Below are 18,512 nucleotides of genomic sequence, written 5' to 3'. Positions count from 1 at the left end.
TTACTCTCCCTTAATAACTTTTCCATTTTTTATAACTGTTTCAACTATATTTACTGCGACGTGATATGGAAGAAAATGAATCGATGGATATTCAAGTATTACTATATCCGCCTTTTTACCAATTTCAATACTTCCTACCTTATCTTCTCTTCCTACTGCAGCTGCAGCATTTATAGTCAATGCTGATATTATCTCTTCAATAGACATTTTCATATGCAATGCAGCAAGTGCAATAACTAAAGGAATAGAGTTTGTAAAGCAGCTTCCTGGATTAAAATCTGTAGCTAAAGCCACAGCGCATCCAGAATCTATCATAAATCTTCCTCTTGCATATTCTTCTTTTAAGCAAAATGCTGTTGCAGGTAGTAGAGTCGCTATAACATTTGACTGCGATAATTGTTTAATACCTTCGTCTGATGCCTGTAATAAGTGATCAGCAGAAGACATAGAAAGTTCAACAGCAAGTTCTGTTCCACCTAATTGTACAATTTCATCTGCATGTATTTTTAATTTTAATCCTAATTTTCTTGCACTACTTAAAAATTTTCTTGATTGTTCAATTGAAAATACATTTTTCTCACAAAATATATCTGCAAACTCAGCAAGACCTTTATCTGCAACAACTGGCAAAACTTCATTAATCATCATATCAAGAAATTCATTTTCTTTTCCCTTATATTCAGGCAGTACACTATGAGGTCCTAAAAAAGTAGGTACAATATCCATTGCATGAGTTTTATTTAATTCTTTCATAGCTTCTAGTTGTCTTAATTCTGTTTCGCAATCAAGACCATATCCACTTTTTCCTTCTACCGTAGTTACTCCCATTGCCATCATTTTATCTAACCGTTTCTTGCCAATATTAATAAACTCTTCTAGAGATGTGTTTCTAGTTGATCTAACTGAACTAGTTATCCCACCGCCTCTTTCCATTATAGACATATAGCTGTCGCCTCTAAGTCTCCACGAGAACTCATCTGCTCTATATCCACCAAAAATGAAGTGTGTATGTGAATCTATAAATCCAGGTAACACAGCTTTATCCTTAGCATCTATAATTTCATAATCTTGTTCGTTATATTTCTTCAATATTTCTTCAGTAGAACCCACATCAACTATTATTTCATCTTCAATAACAACACAGCCATCTTTTATCATTCCTATATCTGACATATCTTTGCCGTGTTTTGGGCTTTTTCCTTTACAAGTAACAAGTTCAGATGCATTTTTAATAATTAATTTACTCATATCAAAACTCCTTTTTAATGAGCAATTAAGTACTTAGTACTTAATTGCTCACATATAATTTACTCTACAATATATTAAAGTCTTGTTTCTAATACCTGATCCATGCTGAAATTTTCAAGTCTTAAATAATAATCTGCTGTATCAACAAGCGCCTGCATTGGTAAAAGTCCAACTATTTCACTTCCTACAATATTTACTCCATATCTAGCTGCTTCCATTTTTACAGTTTCAAAAACTCTATAAATTGAAGTTTTTGTATAGTCAGTTAAATTCATTGATACTTGAACAATACCTCGATCTTCAAGCTCTATACCCATAGCTTTAACGTATCTAAAACCACCGCTTAAGTGTCTAACTTGTTTACCAATTTTACTTGCTATTTCTAAATTATTAGTTGAAAGATTGATGTTGTATGCAACTAATGGCATTCTTGCACCTATTGCAGTAACTCCTGCTGTAGGATGAATTGTTTCAGGACCAAAGTCAGGTTTCCACTTATCGTCTTTCATTTTTTCAGCCATACCTTCAAATTGACCTTTTCTTACAGTAGCAAGATTTTCTCTATGAGATTGAGTTGCAGATTTTTCATATAGGAAGAAAGGTAATCCATACTTTTCAGATGCTTCTTTTGCAACTTCTTTAGCAAGATTATCAGCCTCATCAACAGTTACATTTTTTATTGGAATAAAAGGTATTACATCAACTGCTCCCATACGAGGATGCTGTCCTTCATGCTTTGTTAAATCAATTAATTCAATTGCTTTACCTATAGCTTCAACCATAGCTTTTTTTAAAGCCTCTGGTTCTCCAACTATTGTTACAACACTTCTGTTATGATCTTCGTCACTGCTATAATCTAATAATTTTAAATCTTGTTTTCCTCTAAAGATATCAAGAATCTTTTCAACTTTGTTTAAATCTCTGCCCTCACTAAAATTAGGAACACATTCGATAATTTTATTCATTTTTTTCCTCCAAATTATATCATGTTTTATTTGTTGTATTTTTTTACTGTTTCTTCTATTAAGTCATCACATGCTACATATGGTATTGTTATGTGATCCTGTCCTGCAAATTGCTTATTATATTCCATTGTAGTTTCTATAGAATGTTCATTTCTTGCCCAGCTTCTTCTAGATACTCCAACCATAGTATCCCAAGGTATTGATTTTTTAAGTATTTCATCTACTCTCTCACTACCATCTAATACCATTCCGAATCCACCATTTATTGACTTACTTATTCCAACTCCACCACCATTGTGTAGAGCTACTAAACTCATTCCTCTTGCTGCATTTCCTGCATAGCAGTGAATTGCCATATCTGCAGTTACATTGCTTCCATCATATATATTTGATGTTTCTCTAAATGGAGAATCTGTTCCACCTGTATCATGATGGTCTCTACCTAACATTACAGGTCCTATTTCACCGTCTCTAACCATTTGATTGAATTTAAGAGCTATATCTCTTCTACCTAAAGCATCTTGATAAAGAATTCTAGCTTGTGTTCCAACTACCAATTTATTTTTTTCTGCATCTCTAATCCATATATAATTATCTCTGTCTTGACCTCTTCTATTTGGATCAATAACAGACATAGCAGCATGGTCTGTTTTTCTTAAATCTTCTGGTTTACCACTTAAACAAACCCATCTAAATGGACCGTATCCATAATCAAACAGCATTGGTCCCATTATATCTTCAACATATGAAGGCCATATGAAACCTTCGCTTGTATCTTCGCCATTTTTAGCTATTTCTTTAACTCCTGAATCAAAAACAGCTTTCATAAATGCATTACCATAGTCAAAGAAATAAGTTCCTCTATCTACTAAAGTTTTTACTGCTCTGTAATGATCCCCTAATGTTTTATTTACTTCTTCTGAGAATTTTTCTTTATCTGAATTTAACAACTCAGTCCTTTGTTCAAAAGTAAATCCTTTTGGACAATATCCTCCATCATATGGAACATGACATGATGTTTGGTCTGATAATAAATCTATATGAATGTTTTTTTCTACAGCATATTCTAAAAGGTCTACTATATTTCCATGATATGCAATTGATATAGTTTGTTTTTTCTCCATATATTCATGAGCAACTCTAAATGCTTCTTCTAGATCCGAAGTAATTAAACTAACCCAACCTTGGTCATGTCTAGTTACAATTCTAGAATAGTCAACCTCAGCAACTATACCTACTCCATTTGCTATTTCAACAGCCTTAGGTTGAGCACCACTCATTCCACCAAGCCCTGAGGTAATAAATAAATGTCCAGCTAGATCTTTATCATCAGGAATACCAAGTTCTTTTCTTCCTGCATTAATCAAAGTATTAAATGTTCCATGAACTATACCTTGTGGCCCTATATACATCCAACCACCTGCAGTCATTTGTCCATAGCTTGAACATCCCATAGCTGTAGCTTTTGCCCAATCATGAGGATTATCAAACATACCAATCATCATACCATTAGTTATTAAAACTCTTGGGCTTGTTTTATGTGATTTGAACAATCCCATAGGATGACCTGACATAACTGCTAATGTTTGTTCATCTGTTAATTCCTCTAAATATTTTTTCAACAATTGATACTGCATCCAGTTCTGACATACCTGACCTGTTTCACCATAAGTAACTAGCTCATATGGATATAAGGAAACTTCATGATTAAGATTGTTATCTATCATAACTTGAAAAGCTTTACCTTCAACACATTTACCTTTATATTCATCTATTGGTTTACCATATATTCTTTCCTTAGGCATGAACCTGTAACCATATATTCTGCCTCTAGTCATTAATTCTTCTAAGAACTCCGGTGCCAATACTTCATGTAAATTTTCTGGCACATATCTTAAAGCATTTTTAAGAGCAAGTTTTATTTCTCTTTCATTTAATGTAAGTTCTCTTTTAGGAGCTCTTCTAACACCTTCCTTAAATTCAGGATATTCTGGCAGTATGTCATCTAACTTTATAGTCATTGCTTTTGATATGTCTAAATTGTTTACCATGATAATTCCTCCTATTTTTTGCTTTTTATAATATAATTAATTATATTATATTTTCGTCGATAATTCGTCTAATATACTACATAAAATACCTTAAATAAAAATAACTATATTAATACTTCAAAAAATACTTTAGTTATAGGTTCTTAAGTTTTCTTAAAGCATGTCTTTTTATAATAAGTTATAGGTTAATTTATAACAATAAATTAACTTACGAATTACCTCTCCCCCTTGTTTTTTTATAAATATTTTTAATTATGCCAAACCATTGTGTTAGGCATAATTTTTTTATATACTTGGATAAAAAAATTATAGGGCAGAATTTATAAAATATCTACCCTATAGAACATTTTTATTTATTAAAACAAACCTTTTATTTTTCCATTAACATCAACATCAATATTTTCTGCTGCTGGTACCTTTGGTAAACCTGGCATCTTCATTATATCACCTGTAAGAGCAACTAGAAATCCTGCCCCTGCTGATATTGTTATATCTCTTATTGTTATTTTAAATCCAGTAGGTCTTCCTAAAATTTTAGCATTATCCGTCATTGAGTATTGATTTTTTGCCATACATATAGGAAGATTTCCAAATCCAAGTTTTTCAAAATTTAATATTTCTTTATTTGCTTTTGGTGCAAATTCTACATCATCGGCACCATATAACTTTCTTGCTATTGATTTTATTTTTTCCTTTATAGGTGCATCTAAATCATACGCAAATTCCATATTACTTTCTGTTTCAGTTAATCTTAATACTTCTTTTGCTAATTCAATTCCACCTTCTCCACCTTTTGCATAAACTTCTGAAAGTGCAACATTAACTCCAAGTTCTTTACATTTATCTTCTATAAGCTTCAATTCAGCATCCGTATCTGTTGGAAATTTATTTATTGCAACTACAGCTGGTAATTTAAATACTTGTGTAATATTTTCAACATGCTTTAGTAAATTAGGTATACCTTTTTCTAAAGCTTCAAGATTCTCTGTTCCTAAATCAGATTTTTGAACTCCACCATTATATTTTAATGCTTTAACTGTAGCAACTATAACTACTGCACTTGGCTTTAAACCAGTTTTACGACATTTTATATCTATGAATTTTTCTGCTCCTAAGTCAGCTCCAAATCCTGCTTCAGTTACAGTATAATCTGCTATTTTACTAGCCATCCTTGTTGCTATAACACTATTACAGCCATGAGCTATGTTTGCAAAAGGTCCTCCATGTATAAATGCTGGTGTACCTTCAAGAGTTTGTACGACATTTGGTTTTAAAGCATCTTTTAACAATGCTGCCATTGCTCCATTTGCTTTTAATTGTCCTGCAGTAACAGGCTGACCATCTCTAGTGTAAGCTACTATTATTTTCCCTAACTTTTCTTTTAAATCTATAATATCGTTTGAAAGACAGAATATAGCCATTACCTCTGAAGCTACTGTAATATCAAATCCATCTTCTCTAGTCACTCCTTCTGTTTTTCCTCCAAGACCATCAACTATATGTCTTAGTTGTCTGTCATTCATGTCGACAGCCCTTCTCCACATTATTCTTCTAGTATCAATATTGAGTTCATTTCCTTGATGAATATGATTATCAATCATTGCTGCTAAAAGATTGTTTGCAGCTCCAATTGCATGAAAATCTCCTGTAAAATGAAGGTTTATATCTTCCATAGGAACAACCTGTGCATATCCTCCACCTGCTGCTCCACCCTTAACGCCAAATACAGGTCCTAATGATGGTTCACGAAGTGCTATAATAGTTTTTTTATCAAGTTTAGTAAGAGCATCTCCTAACCCTATAGTTGTTGTTGTTTTACCTTCACCAGCAGGTGTAGGATTTATGGCAGTAACGAGGATAAGTTTTGCATCTTCATTATCCTTTAACTCATTTTGCAAGTATCTGTAATCAATTTTAGCTTTATACTTACCATAGTTCTCTACAAATTGATCTGGAATATTAGCTTTTTCACATATAGTATTTATTACTTTCATAGTTGCTTGCTGTGCAATTTCGATATCACTTAAAAATTTCATAAAATCCTCCTAAAGCATTTTTAATAATCATATTCAACACTCGTCTAAAAAACGTCTACAGATATATTAACCTTTTAATCTGCATTTTATGAATATCCATTGATTTTATTCTAAATATAATATATCATTAAATGGTATCGATTGTCGATAGGAAAAATATATTAATAATTTATAAAGGAGACATAATCTTGAACAATAATTATTTAACACCCAAAGAAACTTCAGATTCTCTGATATTAACAGGTCAAAATAAAGCTAGAATGTCAACAGAGAAAAGGTTATTAATGAGTATAATGGCTGGTATATACATATCACTAGGAGCTCAAGGATATATGGTTTCATATTCTATACCGTTTTTAAGAGCTGCTATTTTCCCAGTTGGTTTAATGCTTATTGTTATAGTTGGTGGCGAATTGTTCACAGGAAACTGCTTGATGACATTTGCTTTAGTTCAAAAGAAAATAACTAGTGGTGAATATTTCAAAACTTTGGTTCAAGTTTACATAGGAAACTTTATTGGTTCTTTATTCATAGTTATGATGCTTTACTTTAGTGGTATTTACAAGAACCCTAAGCTTTCTGAAGTTATTGTTTCTGTTGCGCATTCTAAACTTTCTCTAACTTTTGTTGAAGCATTTACAAAAGGCATTTTATGTAATATCCTAGTATCATTAGGTGTATGGTTTGCTACTACAGCTAAAGATACAACCGGAAAACTTCTAGGTTGTTGGTTCCCCGTAATGTTATTCGTATTTTGTGGTTATGAACACTGCGTAGCAAATATGTTTTTATTACCAATGGGTGCAATGTTTGATTCATCAATTACATTTAGTCAAATATTTTTAAACAATTTAGTGCCAGTAACAATAGGAAATTTTGTAGGCGGAGGAATTTTAATACCTTTAGTATACAATCGAATTTATTATTCCCATTCATAAATTTCAAAGAAGGTGCAAAAATGAAAAATATTTTAGTTTTATTGTTAGGAGACCCTATAGTAAAATTCAATAATAAAGAAGTATATTTCCCTTACAAAAAATCAGAGGGATTATTTTATTATGTTTGCATTAATAAAAAAATTACTAGGGAAGAAGCAATTAATATTTTTTGGGCTGATAACGATGAAACATCTGCTAGAAAAAACTTAAGAGATGCTATATATAAAATAAAAAAAACATTATGTGACGATATATTTTCATCAGTATCTAAATCTGTTATTGAATTTAATAGTGATATTAATATAGAAATAGATATTGATAGTATAACCCCCTCAAATATTATAAATAAATATACGGGAGATTTCCTAGGTAATTTCTTAATAAAAAATTGTTATGATTTTGAAAACTGGGTTTCAGGAAAAAAAGAAGAATATAAAAAAATATACACAAATTCTGTTTCAAAAAAAGTAAATGAACTAGTGAATATTGGAGACTTCAAGAGCATCCAAAAATATAGCAACATCCTAATCGATAACGATCCTTACAATGAAAAAACCTATCGATATTTAATGAAAATTTATGCTTTATCAGGAGATTATAATAAGGCAATTAAACTTTACTATGATTTAACCGATATATTAAAACGCGAGTTAGATATTGGACCAGAACCGAATTCAAAAAAAATGTTTAAAGAAATACTTAAATTAAAAGATACTTCAATCATGACGGACGATTCTAAGGTATACTTTTATGGTAGATACAATGAACTTTATGCAATAAATAACAACATAAACAATTTCTTAACAACATCTGGAACTTCCATGCTTATAACCGGAGAAGCTGGTATTGGTAAAACATCATTAATTAATAAAATAATTTTATCATTAAACGTAGAAAAGAACATTGTTTTAAGGTCAGTTTGTTATAATGCAGAAGAAGATTTCTTCTTAAAGCCTTGGCATAGTATTTTTTCTATTTTAGGAAATTACGTTAAATCAGAAAAAATACACCTTTCTTCTGCCCAAGAGCAAATAATAAGTTATGTATTTCCAACATTTAACAACGAGATAATGAGTACAAAGTTTGATAATATTGAGCAAATAGATACAACAAGATATGAAATTGCAGTTGATGCCATAATACATCTTCTAGAAAAATTATCGGATAAAAAAAATATAATATTTGTATTTGATGATTTACAATGGATGGATAAAATGAGCCGATTATTGCTTTCTAATATTGTCTTTCATTTCAAAAATAAAAAAGTATTATTTATAGGAGCATATCGTGATGATTTTGAAAATACATTATCTTCTTTTATAGTTCCATTAGCTAGTAAAGACTTAATAACAAAAATAAAACTACATCGTTTTTCATTTGAAGAAACTAGAAATATAGTATCTGAATTTCTTTCTCCAAATAGCATAGATAATAACTTAATAACTAATATTTATAACGATACCGAGGGAAATGCCTTATTTCTCATTGAATTATTAAAGGTAGTAAAAGAAAAAGGATATACACGAGAACTATCGTCAAAAGCTACAAATATAATAAAAAGTAGAATCATGGATTTAACAAAAGATGAAAAGACACTATTGAACAATATTTCATTATTTTTTGACAAGGTAAGCATAGATTGCTTAAAAATTTTAGTTTCATTTGATGAATTGTATATTTTTGATATAATAGAATCATTGCAGGAAAAGCATCTAATTCAAGAGCTAATTACTGATAAAGACATTTTTTACAGCTTTACACACCAAAAAATTCGAGAATATATCTATGAATGTCAATCAGTAGGAAAGAAAAATATTCTACATGAAAAAATTGGCCTTTATTTTGAAGAATGCTTTAAATCATCAGGAAATAAGTATTTATATGCTAATTTAATATATCATTTTGAAAAATGTGGAAATGTATATAAGGCGTTAAAATATAAAGTAGAAAACCTCACAAATTACTATACAGTTTATCATGAAACATATCCTGTTTTTTATTCAAAGGCTAATTATTTTACTGAGTCTGAAGACATATTTAGTGTAGAACAAAAACTATCTGAAATTTCTAAAGAGTTAAATAATCTAAGCGAAACTGATACCGAATTTTTAAAAATCAAAATGGAGGTATCTTATTTATCTGGAAGATACTACATATCAACAGGCGAATACGAAATTGGACTAAAAAAAATCGATTCAAGTATGAGAATTGCAGAAAAACTGGAAAACAATATATACTTGCTAAATAATTACAAACAAATGATTTTCTATTGTATTCAGGTTAATGATATTCCCGTAATGTATAAATATATTAATAAAAGTTTAAAGTTACTTGAAAAAAATGATAATATAGAAGAAAGGGGCACAATACTAAGATTAAAAGGACTTTATTATATAAAAACAAAAAAATATGATGATGCAACAAAACTATTAAATGAGTCTCTTGTAATTTTTTCAAGTTTAAATCAAATAAGTAACAAATATACACTAAGTATATCAGCATGTTATAATTATTTAGGACAAATGAACAAAGGTATTGGAAATTACAATATAGCATATGACTACTTTAAACAATCAATAGATTTGTGCACTGAAAACGAAATAACAAAAGGACTAGATATTTTTTATTCGAATTTAGGTCAGGTTCTATACGAAATGAAGAAATATGAAGAATCTGAAGAATATATTTATAAATCCATATCATTATTTAAAAAAAATGGAACTATATGGGGTAGAGATATTGCCGAATGTTATGCAGCAATGATAGAACTTAATAAAAAAAATGTTAACGAAGCTTATTTACACTATAAAAAAGCAAGTGAGTTTGCTAAAAAAATAAATAACCCTAAGTCACTTATTCTATCTGAAAAGGTTAGAAAACTTTTAATTTAATTTATTATTTTCTATGTTTTTTTTCATATCTATCTACTATTTTCTTACATAGTAAGTTAAAAAGTATTATTATTACAACAAAAATAATTGACTTCATTGGATTTTTTAAAAATGACTTTACATTAACTCCTATAAACGAAAGTGATATCATCATTATTAATTTAGCTGGAATTAATGCAGTTAAGAATTTCTTTGTATTCATGTTAGAAAGTGCTGAAGTACCACTAATCAAGAATGATGGTGTAAAAGGAAAGCAATACAAAATAAATAAAACTGAGAAATTTTTCCTTCTAATTTTATCTAGTGTACCTTTGTATTTGCTTTCTTTTATTTTACTTTCTAACCTTTTTCCTTCAACTTTTTTTATAATTAAAAACAACAAAAATGACCCTATACAGCTTCCTATCCATGAATATATGTATCCCCAAAAGAACCCAAAAACTCCAACGTTTATTATTACAAACCCAACTAAAGGCAATATTGGTATAAATGCTTCAAGTATAGGTAAAAATATTCCCACTAATGGCCCACCTTGTTCAACAAATTTTAATAGAAAATCAGTATACTCCATTTTTACCTCTCAATTTCATTTCTAATTTTTATAAATCTACGTATTTAATTAGCAATTTATTATAATAATATAAAAGCTTATATATATTTTCAATTGATTTTTTTATAAAAAAATATATACTTAGTATATCAAAGAAAGGATAAATTATATGAAATACTTTATTGGTTTAAAAATTCCCAAAAATTATAAAAATAAAATAGAAATGCTTCGTGCTGAATTTAAATTTTATACAACAGAACCTCACATAACATTAGTTCCACCGCCTGCTCTACCTGATGATGACTCATTTATAAAGGAAATATCAGAAATATGCAAAAAAAATCACCCTTTTGATATTAAACTCGGCCAATTATGTAGCTTTGGTAACAGAGTTCTTTACATAGATGTTTATTCACCAGAACTATTAAATTTATATGAAACAATTTTTGATAAATTGAATCTTAAAAAAGAAAAAAGGAAGTTTGTTCCCCATCTGACAATCGTAAAGCAAAGACCAAAAAAACACATAGATATTGATTTTATAAAAAAGAGGGCAGAACAAACGCTCATACCCTCTCCTAATTTCACTTCAAATTCAATAATAATCTATCAACAACCTAAAGAAAAGTCAATATATCTTCCCTATATGAAAATACCTTTAGAACATAACAAAACGATGGATTAACAATGAAAGAGCAGCAACAGCTGCTCTTTCATTGTTAATTAAGTCTTTCTTCTATTAAATCAGCTAATTCTTTTGCATATTGATTTAATTCTTCTTGATTTTTACCTTCTATCATAACTCTTACAAGTGGCTCTGTTCCTGATGGCCTAATCAGAACCCTACCATTTCCATGAAAGTATTTTTCTATTTCATCTATTTTATTCTTTATAATTTCATCTTCAAGATAACCATTTCTTTTGTCTTTATCAACTTTTGCATTAACTAATACCTGCGGCATAACAGTCATAACAGAAGCCAATTTTGAAAGCTTAGTACTTTTTTCCTTTATAACACTTAATATTTGAATTGCAGTCAATAACCCATCACCAGTAGTATTGTGATCTAAAAATATTATGTGCCCAGATTGTTCTCCCCCTATAGAATGATGCCCTTTTATCATTTCCTCTAAAACATATCTATCTCCTACTTTAGTTTTAATTATTTCAATGTTATTTTCTTTAAGACATATATCTAGCCCCATATTAGTCATAACAGTTCCAACAATTGTATTGCTTTTTAATTTTCCTTTTTCTTTCATATGCATTCCACATATAGCAAGTATATGATCACCATCAACTATATGTCCATTTTCATCTGCTGCAATAAGCCTATCTGCATCACCATCAAAAGATAGGCCTACATCAGCTCCGGTCTCAAGTACTAGCTTTTCAATTTCTGAAGTATTAGTTGATCCACAATTAACATTTATATTTATTCCATTAGGATCATTGTGCATAACATATACTTGTGCTCCAAGCTCACTAAGAAGTTCTGGTGCAGCCTTATATACTGCTCCATTTCCACAATCGACAGCCACTTTTAAGCCTGCAAAGTCAACATCTATGGTTTCTTTTAAAAAGTCCATATACCTTCTAACTGGATTTTCGATTCTAATTTTCCTTCCAACATCACCACTCTCAGGTATGTATTCTATATCTAAATTATTCAATATATATTCTTCTATTGTATTTTCAATTTCATCCGTTAATTTATAGCCGTCATTATTAAAGAACTTAATACCGTTATATTCAACTGGATTATGTGAAGCAGAAATCATTACTCCACCATCTGCATCTAATATCTTAATCATACATGCTACAGCAGGAGTAGGTAACACACCTAGATAAAGTACATCAATTCCAGCAGAATTAAGCCCTGCAGATAAAGCTCCTTCTAGCATATCTCCTGATATGCGAGTATCCATACCGACTACCATTTTAGGTCTTTTTTTACCTTTTGTTAAAAAAAATCCCCCTATACGGCCTAATTTATATGATAATTCTGCTGACAAATCTTTATTTGCAATTCCCCTTACTCCATCAGTTCCGAATAATTTTCCCATATTTCCTCCAAATAATAATTATATATTAGTAATTTATTGTATCACATTCGATGATAAAATAAAAGATATCATTACAATTTATAAATTACAACAATATCTTTTTACAATTATTTTTTTTTGCCAATTTCACTTATGTTATATGGTGTCTCTTGATAAATAATGTTTATCCAATTTTTAAAAAGTAAATTAGCATGACCTCTCCATTTAACAAATGGTGGATTTTTGGGATTATCATTAGGATAATAATTTTTAGGAACATTTATTGATTTGCCTTGACTAATATCCCTATCATATTCATTTTTTAAGGTTTCAGGATCATACTCTGAATGCCCCATGATAAAAATTTTGCTGTAATCATCAGTTACTGCAATATGCACACCAGCATCATTTGACTCCGCTAAAATAATTAGTTCATCCACTTTTTTTATATCTTTAGTAGTTATTTCAGTATGCCTTGAATGTGGCACATAAAAAATATCATCGAATCCATTTAATAGCATACAGGTATCATCTCTTTTTTCATGTTCAAATACTCCAAACATTTTTGCTGGAAGTTCTTTTTTTTCCAACCCATAAAAGTGATGCATAGCAGCTTGTGCTCCCCAGCAAATATACATAGATGAGGTTACATTATTTACAGAAAAATCTAATATTTCCTTTATTTCATCCCAATAATCAACATCTTCAAAATTCATTAGTTCAACAGGTGCACCTGTAATTATCATACCATCAAATTTTTTATTTTTGACATCTTTTATACTCTTATAAAAACTTTTCATATGACTTTCTGATATATTTTTCGATTCATAAGTAATCGTCTGAATAAATTCTACATTTATTTGTATTGGTGTGTTTGAAAGAAGCCTAACAAATTGTGTCTCTGTTTGAATTTTCGTAGGCATAAGATTTACTAGAGCAATCTCGAGGGGTCTTATATCTTGTTTTTCGGCTCTCTCTTTGTCCATAACAAAAATATTCTCTTCTCTCATTATTCTATTAGCTGGTAAATTAGACGGTATTATCACTGGCATAAATATTCTCCTTTAATATAAAATAAAAAGGCCCTCCGAAGATAGACCTTACAAACAACTATCCTCTCATCTATCAAAGTTAAAACCTTGTGGGAATTAGCACCTTTCAGTCTTGCTGTAGGTTGCTGAGATTTCAAAGGGCCAGTCCCTCCATCTCTCTTGATAAGAAGTATTATTTAATTTTTAACTTTATCACTACTTTATATTAATGCACATTATTTGTCAATGATTTTTTCCTTTAGAATTTCTTTCCTCAATTTAAATTATACATCTTTTGACTAAAAAATAATTTCAATAATGAACTATATAATATTTCATACGTCATTATAATACAGTTGTCCATATTTTTCTTTGCAATTTTTAAATCTCTATTCATTGTAGTTAACAGATTTTTATAATTATCTTGCATATCCATGATATGAAACTCATCATAAAAAAATTCTAGATTTTCATATTTAGGTACACAATGCCACAAATCATAATACTTTTTTATAAAATTATAATATTCATCATGGTTTTTAATAAATTCATAAATGCTTAATAAAATGTAAGGAAATTTTTTATTACTATCTACTTTATATCCAGCATGATATTGACCAAACCAAATATACCAAGAATTACTCTCAACATCTATTTTTATATTTCCTTCAATACAACCCACTACTGTAGCTAGTAAATACCTATCACAGCAAAAATTATGGTTATTATTATATTTATATTCTTGATTACGTAATAAACTTTCATAGTTTTCATAAAGATCATCAAAATTGTAAAATTTTACATAACCATCTGAAATTAAATTGGTATTACAATTAAATTTTTTCACATTAAATACCTCCTTTAATAAAGTTAGTAAATATTTTATTAGTTGCTATGTACCCAATAAAATATGCTCAACTCTAGCAATGCTAAATTTCTATATAAATAACAAAGTTATATAAATTATAAAATCTAAATTTGTCTTATTTTGTAAAAAGCATTATATTAATATATTAAACTATTCTTTGCAATTTGTCAACTTTTATCGTACCTATGTTCTTTTACTTTACTAATTGTAATAATTTGGATTGCAATTTTTTTCAAGGTATGTTGATTTTAACATATCTATCTATTATAATGTAGTAAGTATACTTACGTATATTATTATAATTAAAGTTGGCGGTATTATGGAATTAAATGAGAGAATACGACAATTACGTTTAGAGCACAATCTGACTGCTAAGAAGCTTGGTGAAATACTTAATTTATCAGAGTCGTCAATATCTTTGTACGAATGTGGCAAAAGGACACCAAACAAAGATTTAATTCTTAAAATGTCATATTATTTTAATGTTTCAACTGATTATTTGCTAGGTAAATCAGACGTGCCTAACGCTGAATTTCTATGCAATTTCCAAAAAAAGGAATTATATGATGTTTCCAAAGAACTAAAAAAAATGCTATTACAAATTAAAAGAAATGAAAATACTGTATTTAACGAAAAATTAATTAATTATGAAACAAAGGTTTATTTAATTAAATGCCTTCAACTTATGATGGATTCACTTTCTTTAATGAGCAATGACATAAGAAATACCATAAATAATAAAGAAGATGTATAGTAACTTTACTTTATTTTATAATTGATTAATTTATGAAAGGACTGTTTTAATGATTATTTTATCTTGCAATAATATATCCAAGGCTTATGTAGTTGATAATATTATTGAGAATGTTTCATTTGCTATTAATGATAATGAAAAAGTTGGTTTGGTTGGATTAAACGGAGCTGGCAAAACAACATTATTTAATATATTAACAGGTTCATTAGACTATGATAAAGGAACTATTTTTAAAGCAAAGGGGAAAAAGCTCGGTTATCTAAAGCAAAACACTCATATTGAAAGCTCAAAAAGTATTATGGATGAAATGCTTTTAACTTATGAATATGTTATAAAATTAGAAGAAGAGCTTCATATAATGGAACATGAAATCAGCAGTTTCACTGAAAGTGATGATGCAGAAAAACTTGAAATTTTAATGAACTCCTATGCTAAATTAAACGAACAATTTGTTGAAGCTGATGGATACAGTTTCAAAAGCTTAATACGTGGTGTATTAAAAGGCCTTGGGTTTTCAGAAAATGAATTTGAAAAACCTATTAATTTATTGAGTGGCGGACAGAAAAGTAGAGTTATGCTAGCCAAATTACTCTTAGAAAAGGCAGACATACTACTATTAGATGAACCTACTAACCATTTAGATATAGATGCTATTTCATGGTTGGAAAAGTATATAAAAGATTTCAAAGGTACTGTTATTGTTATATCTCATGATAGATATTTCCTTGATAATACAGTAAACAGAATTTTCCTTATGGAAAACTCAAACTTAAAATCATACAGCGGTAATTATTCTCAGTTTATGAAAAAACGCAAAGCAGAATTAGAACAAGATATGAAGAAATATGAAGAATATGAAAAAGAAATAGAAAGGCAAGAAGAAATGATTAATCGCCTCCATAATTATGGAAGCAAAAGAAATATAAGACAAGCATTTAGCAGACAAAAAATGTTAGACAAAATTAAAAAAATGGATAAACCTTCTATTGACAATAGAAAAGTAAAACTGCGATTTACTCCTAAAGTTAAAAGTGGAAGAGATGTTTTACTCGTAGAAAATTTATCTAAAAGTTTTAACGAGCATACAGTTTTTAATAATATTAGCTTTAATATATATAAAGGCGAAAGAGTTGGAATAATAGGCCCAAATGGTATAGGAAAATCCACATTACTAAAAATAATTGCAAATAAATTATTATCCTATACTGGAGATATGACTTTGGGACATTATGTTAATATTGGATATTACGATCAAGAACAAACTAGTCTGAATAATGAAAATACAGTTATTGATGAAATTTGGGATGAAAGTCCTGATTTAAATTATTATGATATAAGAACAATGTTAGCTAATTTCTTATTCAATGGTGATGACTTATTTAAAATTATTAGTGATTTAAGTGGTGGTGAAAAAAGCAGATTATCTCTTTTAAAACTTATGACCTCCAAATCAAATTTTCTATTAATGGATGAACCTACTAATCATCTAGATATAGATTCTAAGGAAGTTTTGGAAGACTCACTACTAAACTATGACGGAACTATTCTTGTAGTTTCTCATGACAGGTACTTTTTAAACAAGGTTACAAATAAAATTATAGATATGTCAAAAGATGGTGTTTTTGAGTATCTAGGAAATTATGATTATTACCTTGAAAAAAAGGCTGAACTTAATGAAAAAGACGATGAAGAAATGATATTAAAAACTAAAACTCAAATTAATGCAGAAAAGAAAAAGGAACGAGAAATAATTAAGGATAGAAAAGCTCAGCAAAAGTTGATAAAAGATATTGAATTCCAAATTGAAATGCATGAAAATGAAATATCAGAATTGGAACTAGAATTATGTCAACCTTCAACATACGACGACAAAAATCTAATTATTAATATAAATGAAAGATTAAACATTTCAAAAATAAAATTGGAAGAATTATATACTACATGGTCAGAACTTCAAGAAAACTAAAAAAAGTTATCCACCTAATGTTGATAGTTTGTGGATAACTTCTTAGCTATATTACTGTATCAACAGCTTTATGCACAGCTGTTGATAACTTTTTCAATTTATCTGTTAATCATTTTGCAAGTTCTAAATTTGGCATTGCATTTAATGATGAATTTGAAAATTCACCTTTTAAATATTTATAATATGATGCACTCCCTATCATAGCACCATTATCAGTACAAAAAATCGGAGATGGTTTGAATAATTTATAATTATTCTTATTACATTCTTCCTGCAATATTTCTCGAAGCCGACTATTAGATGCAACCCCACCAGCTAAAGTAATAATATTACAATTTTTATATTGTGCAGCTTTAATTGTTTTCTCCACAAGAACATCTACAACTGCTTCCTGAAAACTTGCCGCAATATCTTCTACAACTATTTTTTCTTTTTTTTGTTCACTGTTGTGTATGTAATTTAATACTGCTGATTTTAGTCCGCTAAAACTAAAATCTAAAGTATTATCATCTATAACAGCCCTTGGAAATCTTATAGCTTCTCTATTACCCAATTTCGCAACTTTATCTATCAATGGTCCACCAGGATAGCCAAGTCCTATCGCTCTTGCTACTTTATCATATGCTTCACCAGCAGCATCATCTCTTGTTTTTCCCATAATTTCATACTCGCCATAAGCTTTTACAAAAACTAAATGAGTATGACCTCCAGAGGCTACCAAACAGACAAATGGTGGCTGAAGTTCTTTGTTTTCAATATAATTTGCACATATGTGTCCTTCTATATGGTTTACACCTATTAATGGTTTTTGCCATGCGTATGATAGTCCCTTAGCAAAGTTAATACCTACTAAAAGTGCTCCTACTAATCCAGGACCATATGTAACTGCTATTGCATCTAGTTCATTATAAGAAATATTTGCTTTATATAAAGCTTCCATAACTACATCATTTATATTTTCTATATGTTTCCTCGATGCTACCTCTGGTACTACCCCTCCAAATTCTTTGTGAATTTCTATTTGAGATGAAATAATATTAGATAATACATTTCTTCCATTTTCAACTACCGATGCAGCTGTTTCATCACATGAGGATTCAATCGCTAATATTAGTATATTGTTATCTTTCATTTTTTCCTCCATATACAACTTTGTTTTGATTATACTA

The 18,512-nt window shown here is 29.2% G+C and carries 14 protein-coding genes and 1 riboswitch; of the genes, 5 read left to right on the top strand and 9 right to left on the bottom strand.

Annotated elements, in window-relative coordinates:
- The 4 genes from hutI to J2Z76_RS09685 all read right to left on the bottom strand — a co-directional run bounded on the left by hutI (nucleotide 1) and on the right by J2Z76_RS09685 (nucleotide 6,300).
- Nucleotides 1-1,248, bottom strand: a complete 1,248-nt coding sequence (gene hutI / locus J2Z76_RS09700) for an imidazolonepropionase (protein ID WP_209511846.1) — start codon at nucleotides 1,246-1,248, stop codon at nucleotides 1-3.
- Between the two features lie 74 nt (nucleotides 1,249-1,322).
- Complete coding sequence (ftcD, locus tag J2Z76_RS09695; RefSeq protein WP_209511845.1) at nucleotides 1,323-2,213, bottom strand: glutamate formimidoyltransferase; 891 nt, start codon at nucleotides 2,211-2,213, stop codon at nucleotides 1,323-1,325.
- 26 nt (nucleotides 2,214-2,239) lie between these two features.
- Nucleotides 2,240-4,264 (bottom strand): urocanate hydratase, encoded by a 2,025-nt coding sequence (locus tag J2Z76_RS09690; protein WP_209511844.1) that lies wholly within the window; start codon nucleotides 4,262-4,264, stop codon nucleotides 2,240-2,242.
- 356 nt (nucleotides 4,265-4,620) lie between these two features.
- Nucleotides 4,621-6,300: a formate--tetrahydrofolate ligase gene (locus J2Z76_RS09685; RefSeq protein ID WP_209511843.1), complete on the bottom strand. Its 1,680-nt coding sequence runs from the start codon at nucleotides 6,298-6,300 to the stop codon at nucleotides 4,621-4,623.
- Between the two features lie 188 nt (nucleotides 6,301-6,488).
- On the opposite strand from J2Z76_RS09685, the gene J2Z76_RS09680 reads away from it, so the two are divergent.
- Together J2Z76_RS09680 and J2Z76_RS09675 are read left to right on the top strand one after the other, a co-directional pair.
- Entirely contained in the window at nucleotides 6,489-7,238 is a 750-nt protein-coding gene (locus J2Z76_RS09680; protein ID WP_209511842.1) for a formate/nitrite transporter family protein, read from the top strand.
- 20 nt (nucleotides 7,239-7,258) lie between these two features.
- Nucleotides 7,259-10,129, top strand: a complete 2,871-nt coding sequence (locus tag J2Z76_RS09675) for an AAA family ATPase (protein ID WP_209511841.1) — start codon at nucleotides 7,259-7,261, stop codon at nucleotides 10,127-10,129.
- A 4-nt stretch (nucleotides 10,130-10,133) separates the two neighbouring features.
- On the opposite strand, the gene J2Z76_RS09670 is transcribed toward J2Z76_RS09675, so the two are convergent.
- Entirely contained in the window at nucleotides 10,134-10,700 is a 567-nt protein-coding gene (locus J2Z76_RS09670) for a TVP38/TMEM64 family protein (RefSeq protein ID WP_209511840.1), read from the bottom strand.
- A gap of 148 nt (nucleotides 10,701-10,848) precedes the next feature.
- On the opposite strand from J2Z76_RS09670, the gene J2Z76_RS09665 reads away from it, so the two are divergent.
- Nucleotides 10,849-11,364, top strand: coding sequence for a 2'-5' RNA ligase family protein (locus J2Z76_RS09665; protein WP_209511839.1), 516 nt, complete (start codon nucleotides 10,849-10,851; stop codon nucleotides 11,362-11,364).
- A gap of 34 nt (nucleotides 11,365-11,398) precedes the next feature.
- Here J2Z76_RS09665 and glmM read toward each other — a convergent pair whose 3' ends face one another.
- From glmM to J2Z76_RS09650, 3 genes are all read right to left on the bottom strand, one after another.
- Entirely contained in the window at nucleotides 11,399-12,745 is a 1,347-nt protein-coding gene (gene glmM, locus J2Z76_RS09660; protein WP_209511838.1) for a phosphoglucosamine mutase, read from the bottom strand.
- Between the two features lie 107 nt (nucleotides 12,746-12,852).
- Nucleotides 12,853-13,776 carry a homoserine O-acetyltransferase MetA gene (gene metA, locus J2Z76_RS09655; RefSeq protein ID WP_209511837.1) on the bottom strand — a complete coding sequence of 308 codons (924 nt, stop codon included), beginning with the start codon at nucleotides 13,774-13,776 and terminating at the stop codon, nucleotides 12,853-12,855.
- A gap of 63 nt (nucleotides 13,777-13,839) precedes the next feature.
- Nucleotides 13,840-13,945, bottom strand: a riboswitch (SAM riboswitch).
- 84 nt (nucleotides 13,946-14,029) lie between these two features.
- Nucleotides 14,030-14,602 (bottom strand): hypothetical protein, encoded by a 573-nt coding sequence (locus J2Z76_RS09650; protein ID WP_209511836.1) that lies wholly within the window; start codon nucleotides 14,600-14,602, stop codon nucleotides 14,030-14,032.
- 340 nt (nucleotides 14,603-14,942) lie between these two features.
- Here J2Z76_RS09650 and J2Z76_RS09645 point away from each other — a divergent pair, with 340 nt between their 5' ends.
- Both J2Z76_RS09645 and abc-f read left to right on the top strand, forming a co-directional pair.
- Complete coding sequence (locus tag J2Z76_RS09645; RefSeq protein WP_209511835.1) at nucleotides 14,943-15,377, top strand: helix-turn-helix domain-containing protein; 435 nt, start codon at nucleotides 14,943-14,945, stop codon at nucleotides 15,375-15,377.
- Between the two features lie 49 nt (nucleotides 15,378-15,426).
- The gene (abc-f, locus tag J2Z76_RS09640) at nucleotides 15,427-17,343 is read left to right on the top strand and encodes a ribosomal protection-like ABC-F family protein (protein ID WP_209511834.1); all 1,917 of its coding nucleotides are present in this window, start codon (nucleotides 15,427-15,429) and stop codon (nucleotides 17,341-17,343) included.
- Nucleotides 17,344-17,452: 109 nt separating this feature from the next.
- On the opposite strand, the gene tsaD is transcribed toward abc-f, so the two are convergent.
- Complete coding sequence (gene tsaD, locus J2Z76_RS09635; protein WP_245210402.1) at nucleotides 17,453-18,475, bottom strand: tRNA (adenosine(37)-N6)-threonylcarbamoyltransferase complex transferase subunit TsaD; 1,023 nt, start codon at nucleotides 18,473-18,475, stop codon at nucleotides 17,453-17,455.
- Nucleotides 18,476-18,512 lie beyond the last annotated feature (37 nt).

The sequence above is a fragment of the Sedimentibacter acidaminivorans genome (assembly GCF_017873955.1).
GTDB classification, from domain to species: domain Bacteria; phylum Bacillota; class Clostridia; order Tissierellales; family Sedimentibacteraceae; genus Sedimentibacter; species Sedimentibacter acidaminivorans.
This window is presented reverse-complemented; position numbering and strand designations above follow the sequence as displayed.

Bases quoted from the DNA above. Each gene is read 5' to 3' on its own strand.
- glmM (WP_209511838.1), bottom strand. From the start codon at position 12,745: ATGGGAAAATTATTCGGAACTGATGGAGTAAGGGGAATTGCAAATAAA.
- J2Z76_RS09670 (WP_209511840.1), bottom strand. From the start codon at position 10,700: ATGGAGTATACTGATTTTCTATTAAAATTTGTTGAACAAGGTGGGCCA.
- ftcD (WP_209511845.1), bottom strand. From the start codon at position 2,213: ATGAATAAAATTATCGAATGTGTTCCTAATTTTAGTGAGGGCAGAGAT.
- hutI (WP_209511846.1), bottom strand. From the start codon at position 1,248: ATGAGTAAATTAATTATTAAAAATGCATCTGAACTTGTTACTTGTAAA.
- tsaD (WP_245210402.1), bottom strand. From the start codon at position 18,475: ATGAAAGATAACAATATACTAATATTAGCGATTGAATCCTCATGTGAT.
- J2Z76_RS09690 (WP_209511844.1), bottom strand. From the start codon at position 4,264: ATGGTAAACAATTTAGACATATCAAAAGCAATGACTATAAAGTTAGAT.
- J2Z76_RS09665 (WP_209511839.1), top strand. From the start codon at position 10,849: ATGAAATACTTTATTGGTTTAAAAATTCCCAAAAATTATAAAAATAAA.
- abc-f (WP_209511834.1), top strand. From the start codon at position 15,427: ATGATTATTTTATCTTGCAATAATATATCCAAGGCTTATGTAGTTGAT.
- J2Z76_RS09685 (WP_209511843.1), bottom strand. From the start codon at position 6,300: ATGAAATTTTTAAGTGATATCGAAATTGCACAGCAAGCAACTATGAAA.
- J2Z76_RS09675 (WP_209511841.1), top strand. From the start codon at position 7,259: ATGAAAAATATTTTAGTTTTATTGTTAGGAGACCCTATAGTAAAATTC.
- metA (WP_209511837.1), bottom strand. From the start codon at position 13,776: ATGCCAGTGATAATACCGTCTAATTTACCAGCTAATAGAATAATGAGA.
- J2Z76_RS09645 (WP_209511835.1), top strand. From the start codon at position 14,943: ATGGAATTAAATGAGAGAATACGACAATTACGTTTAGAGCACAATCTG.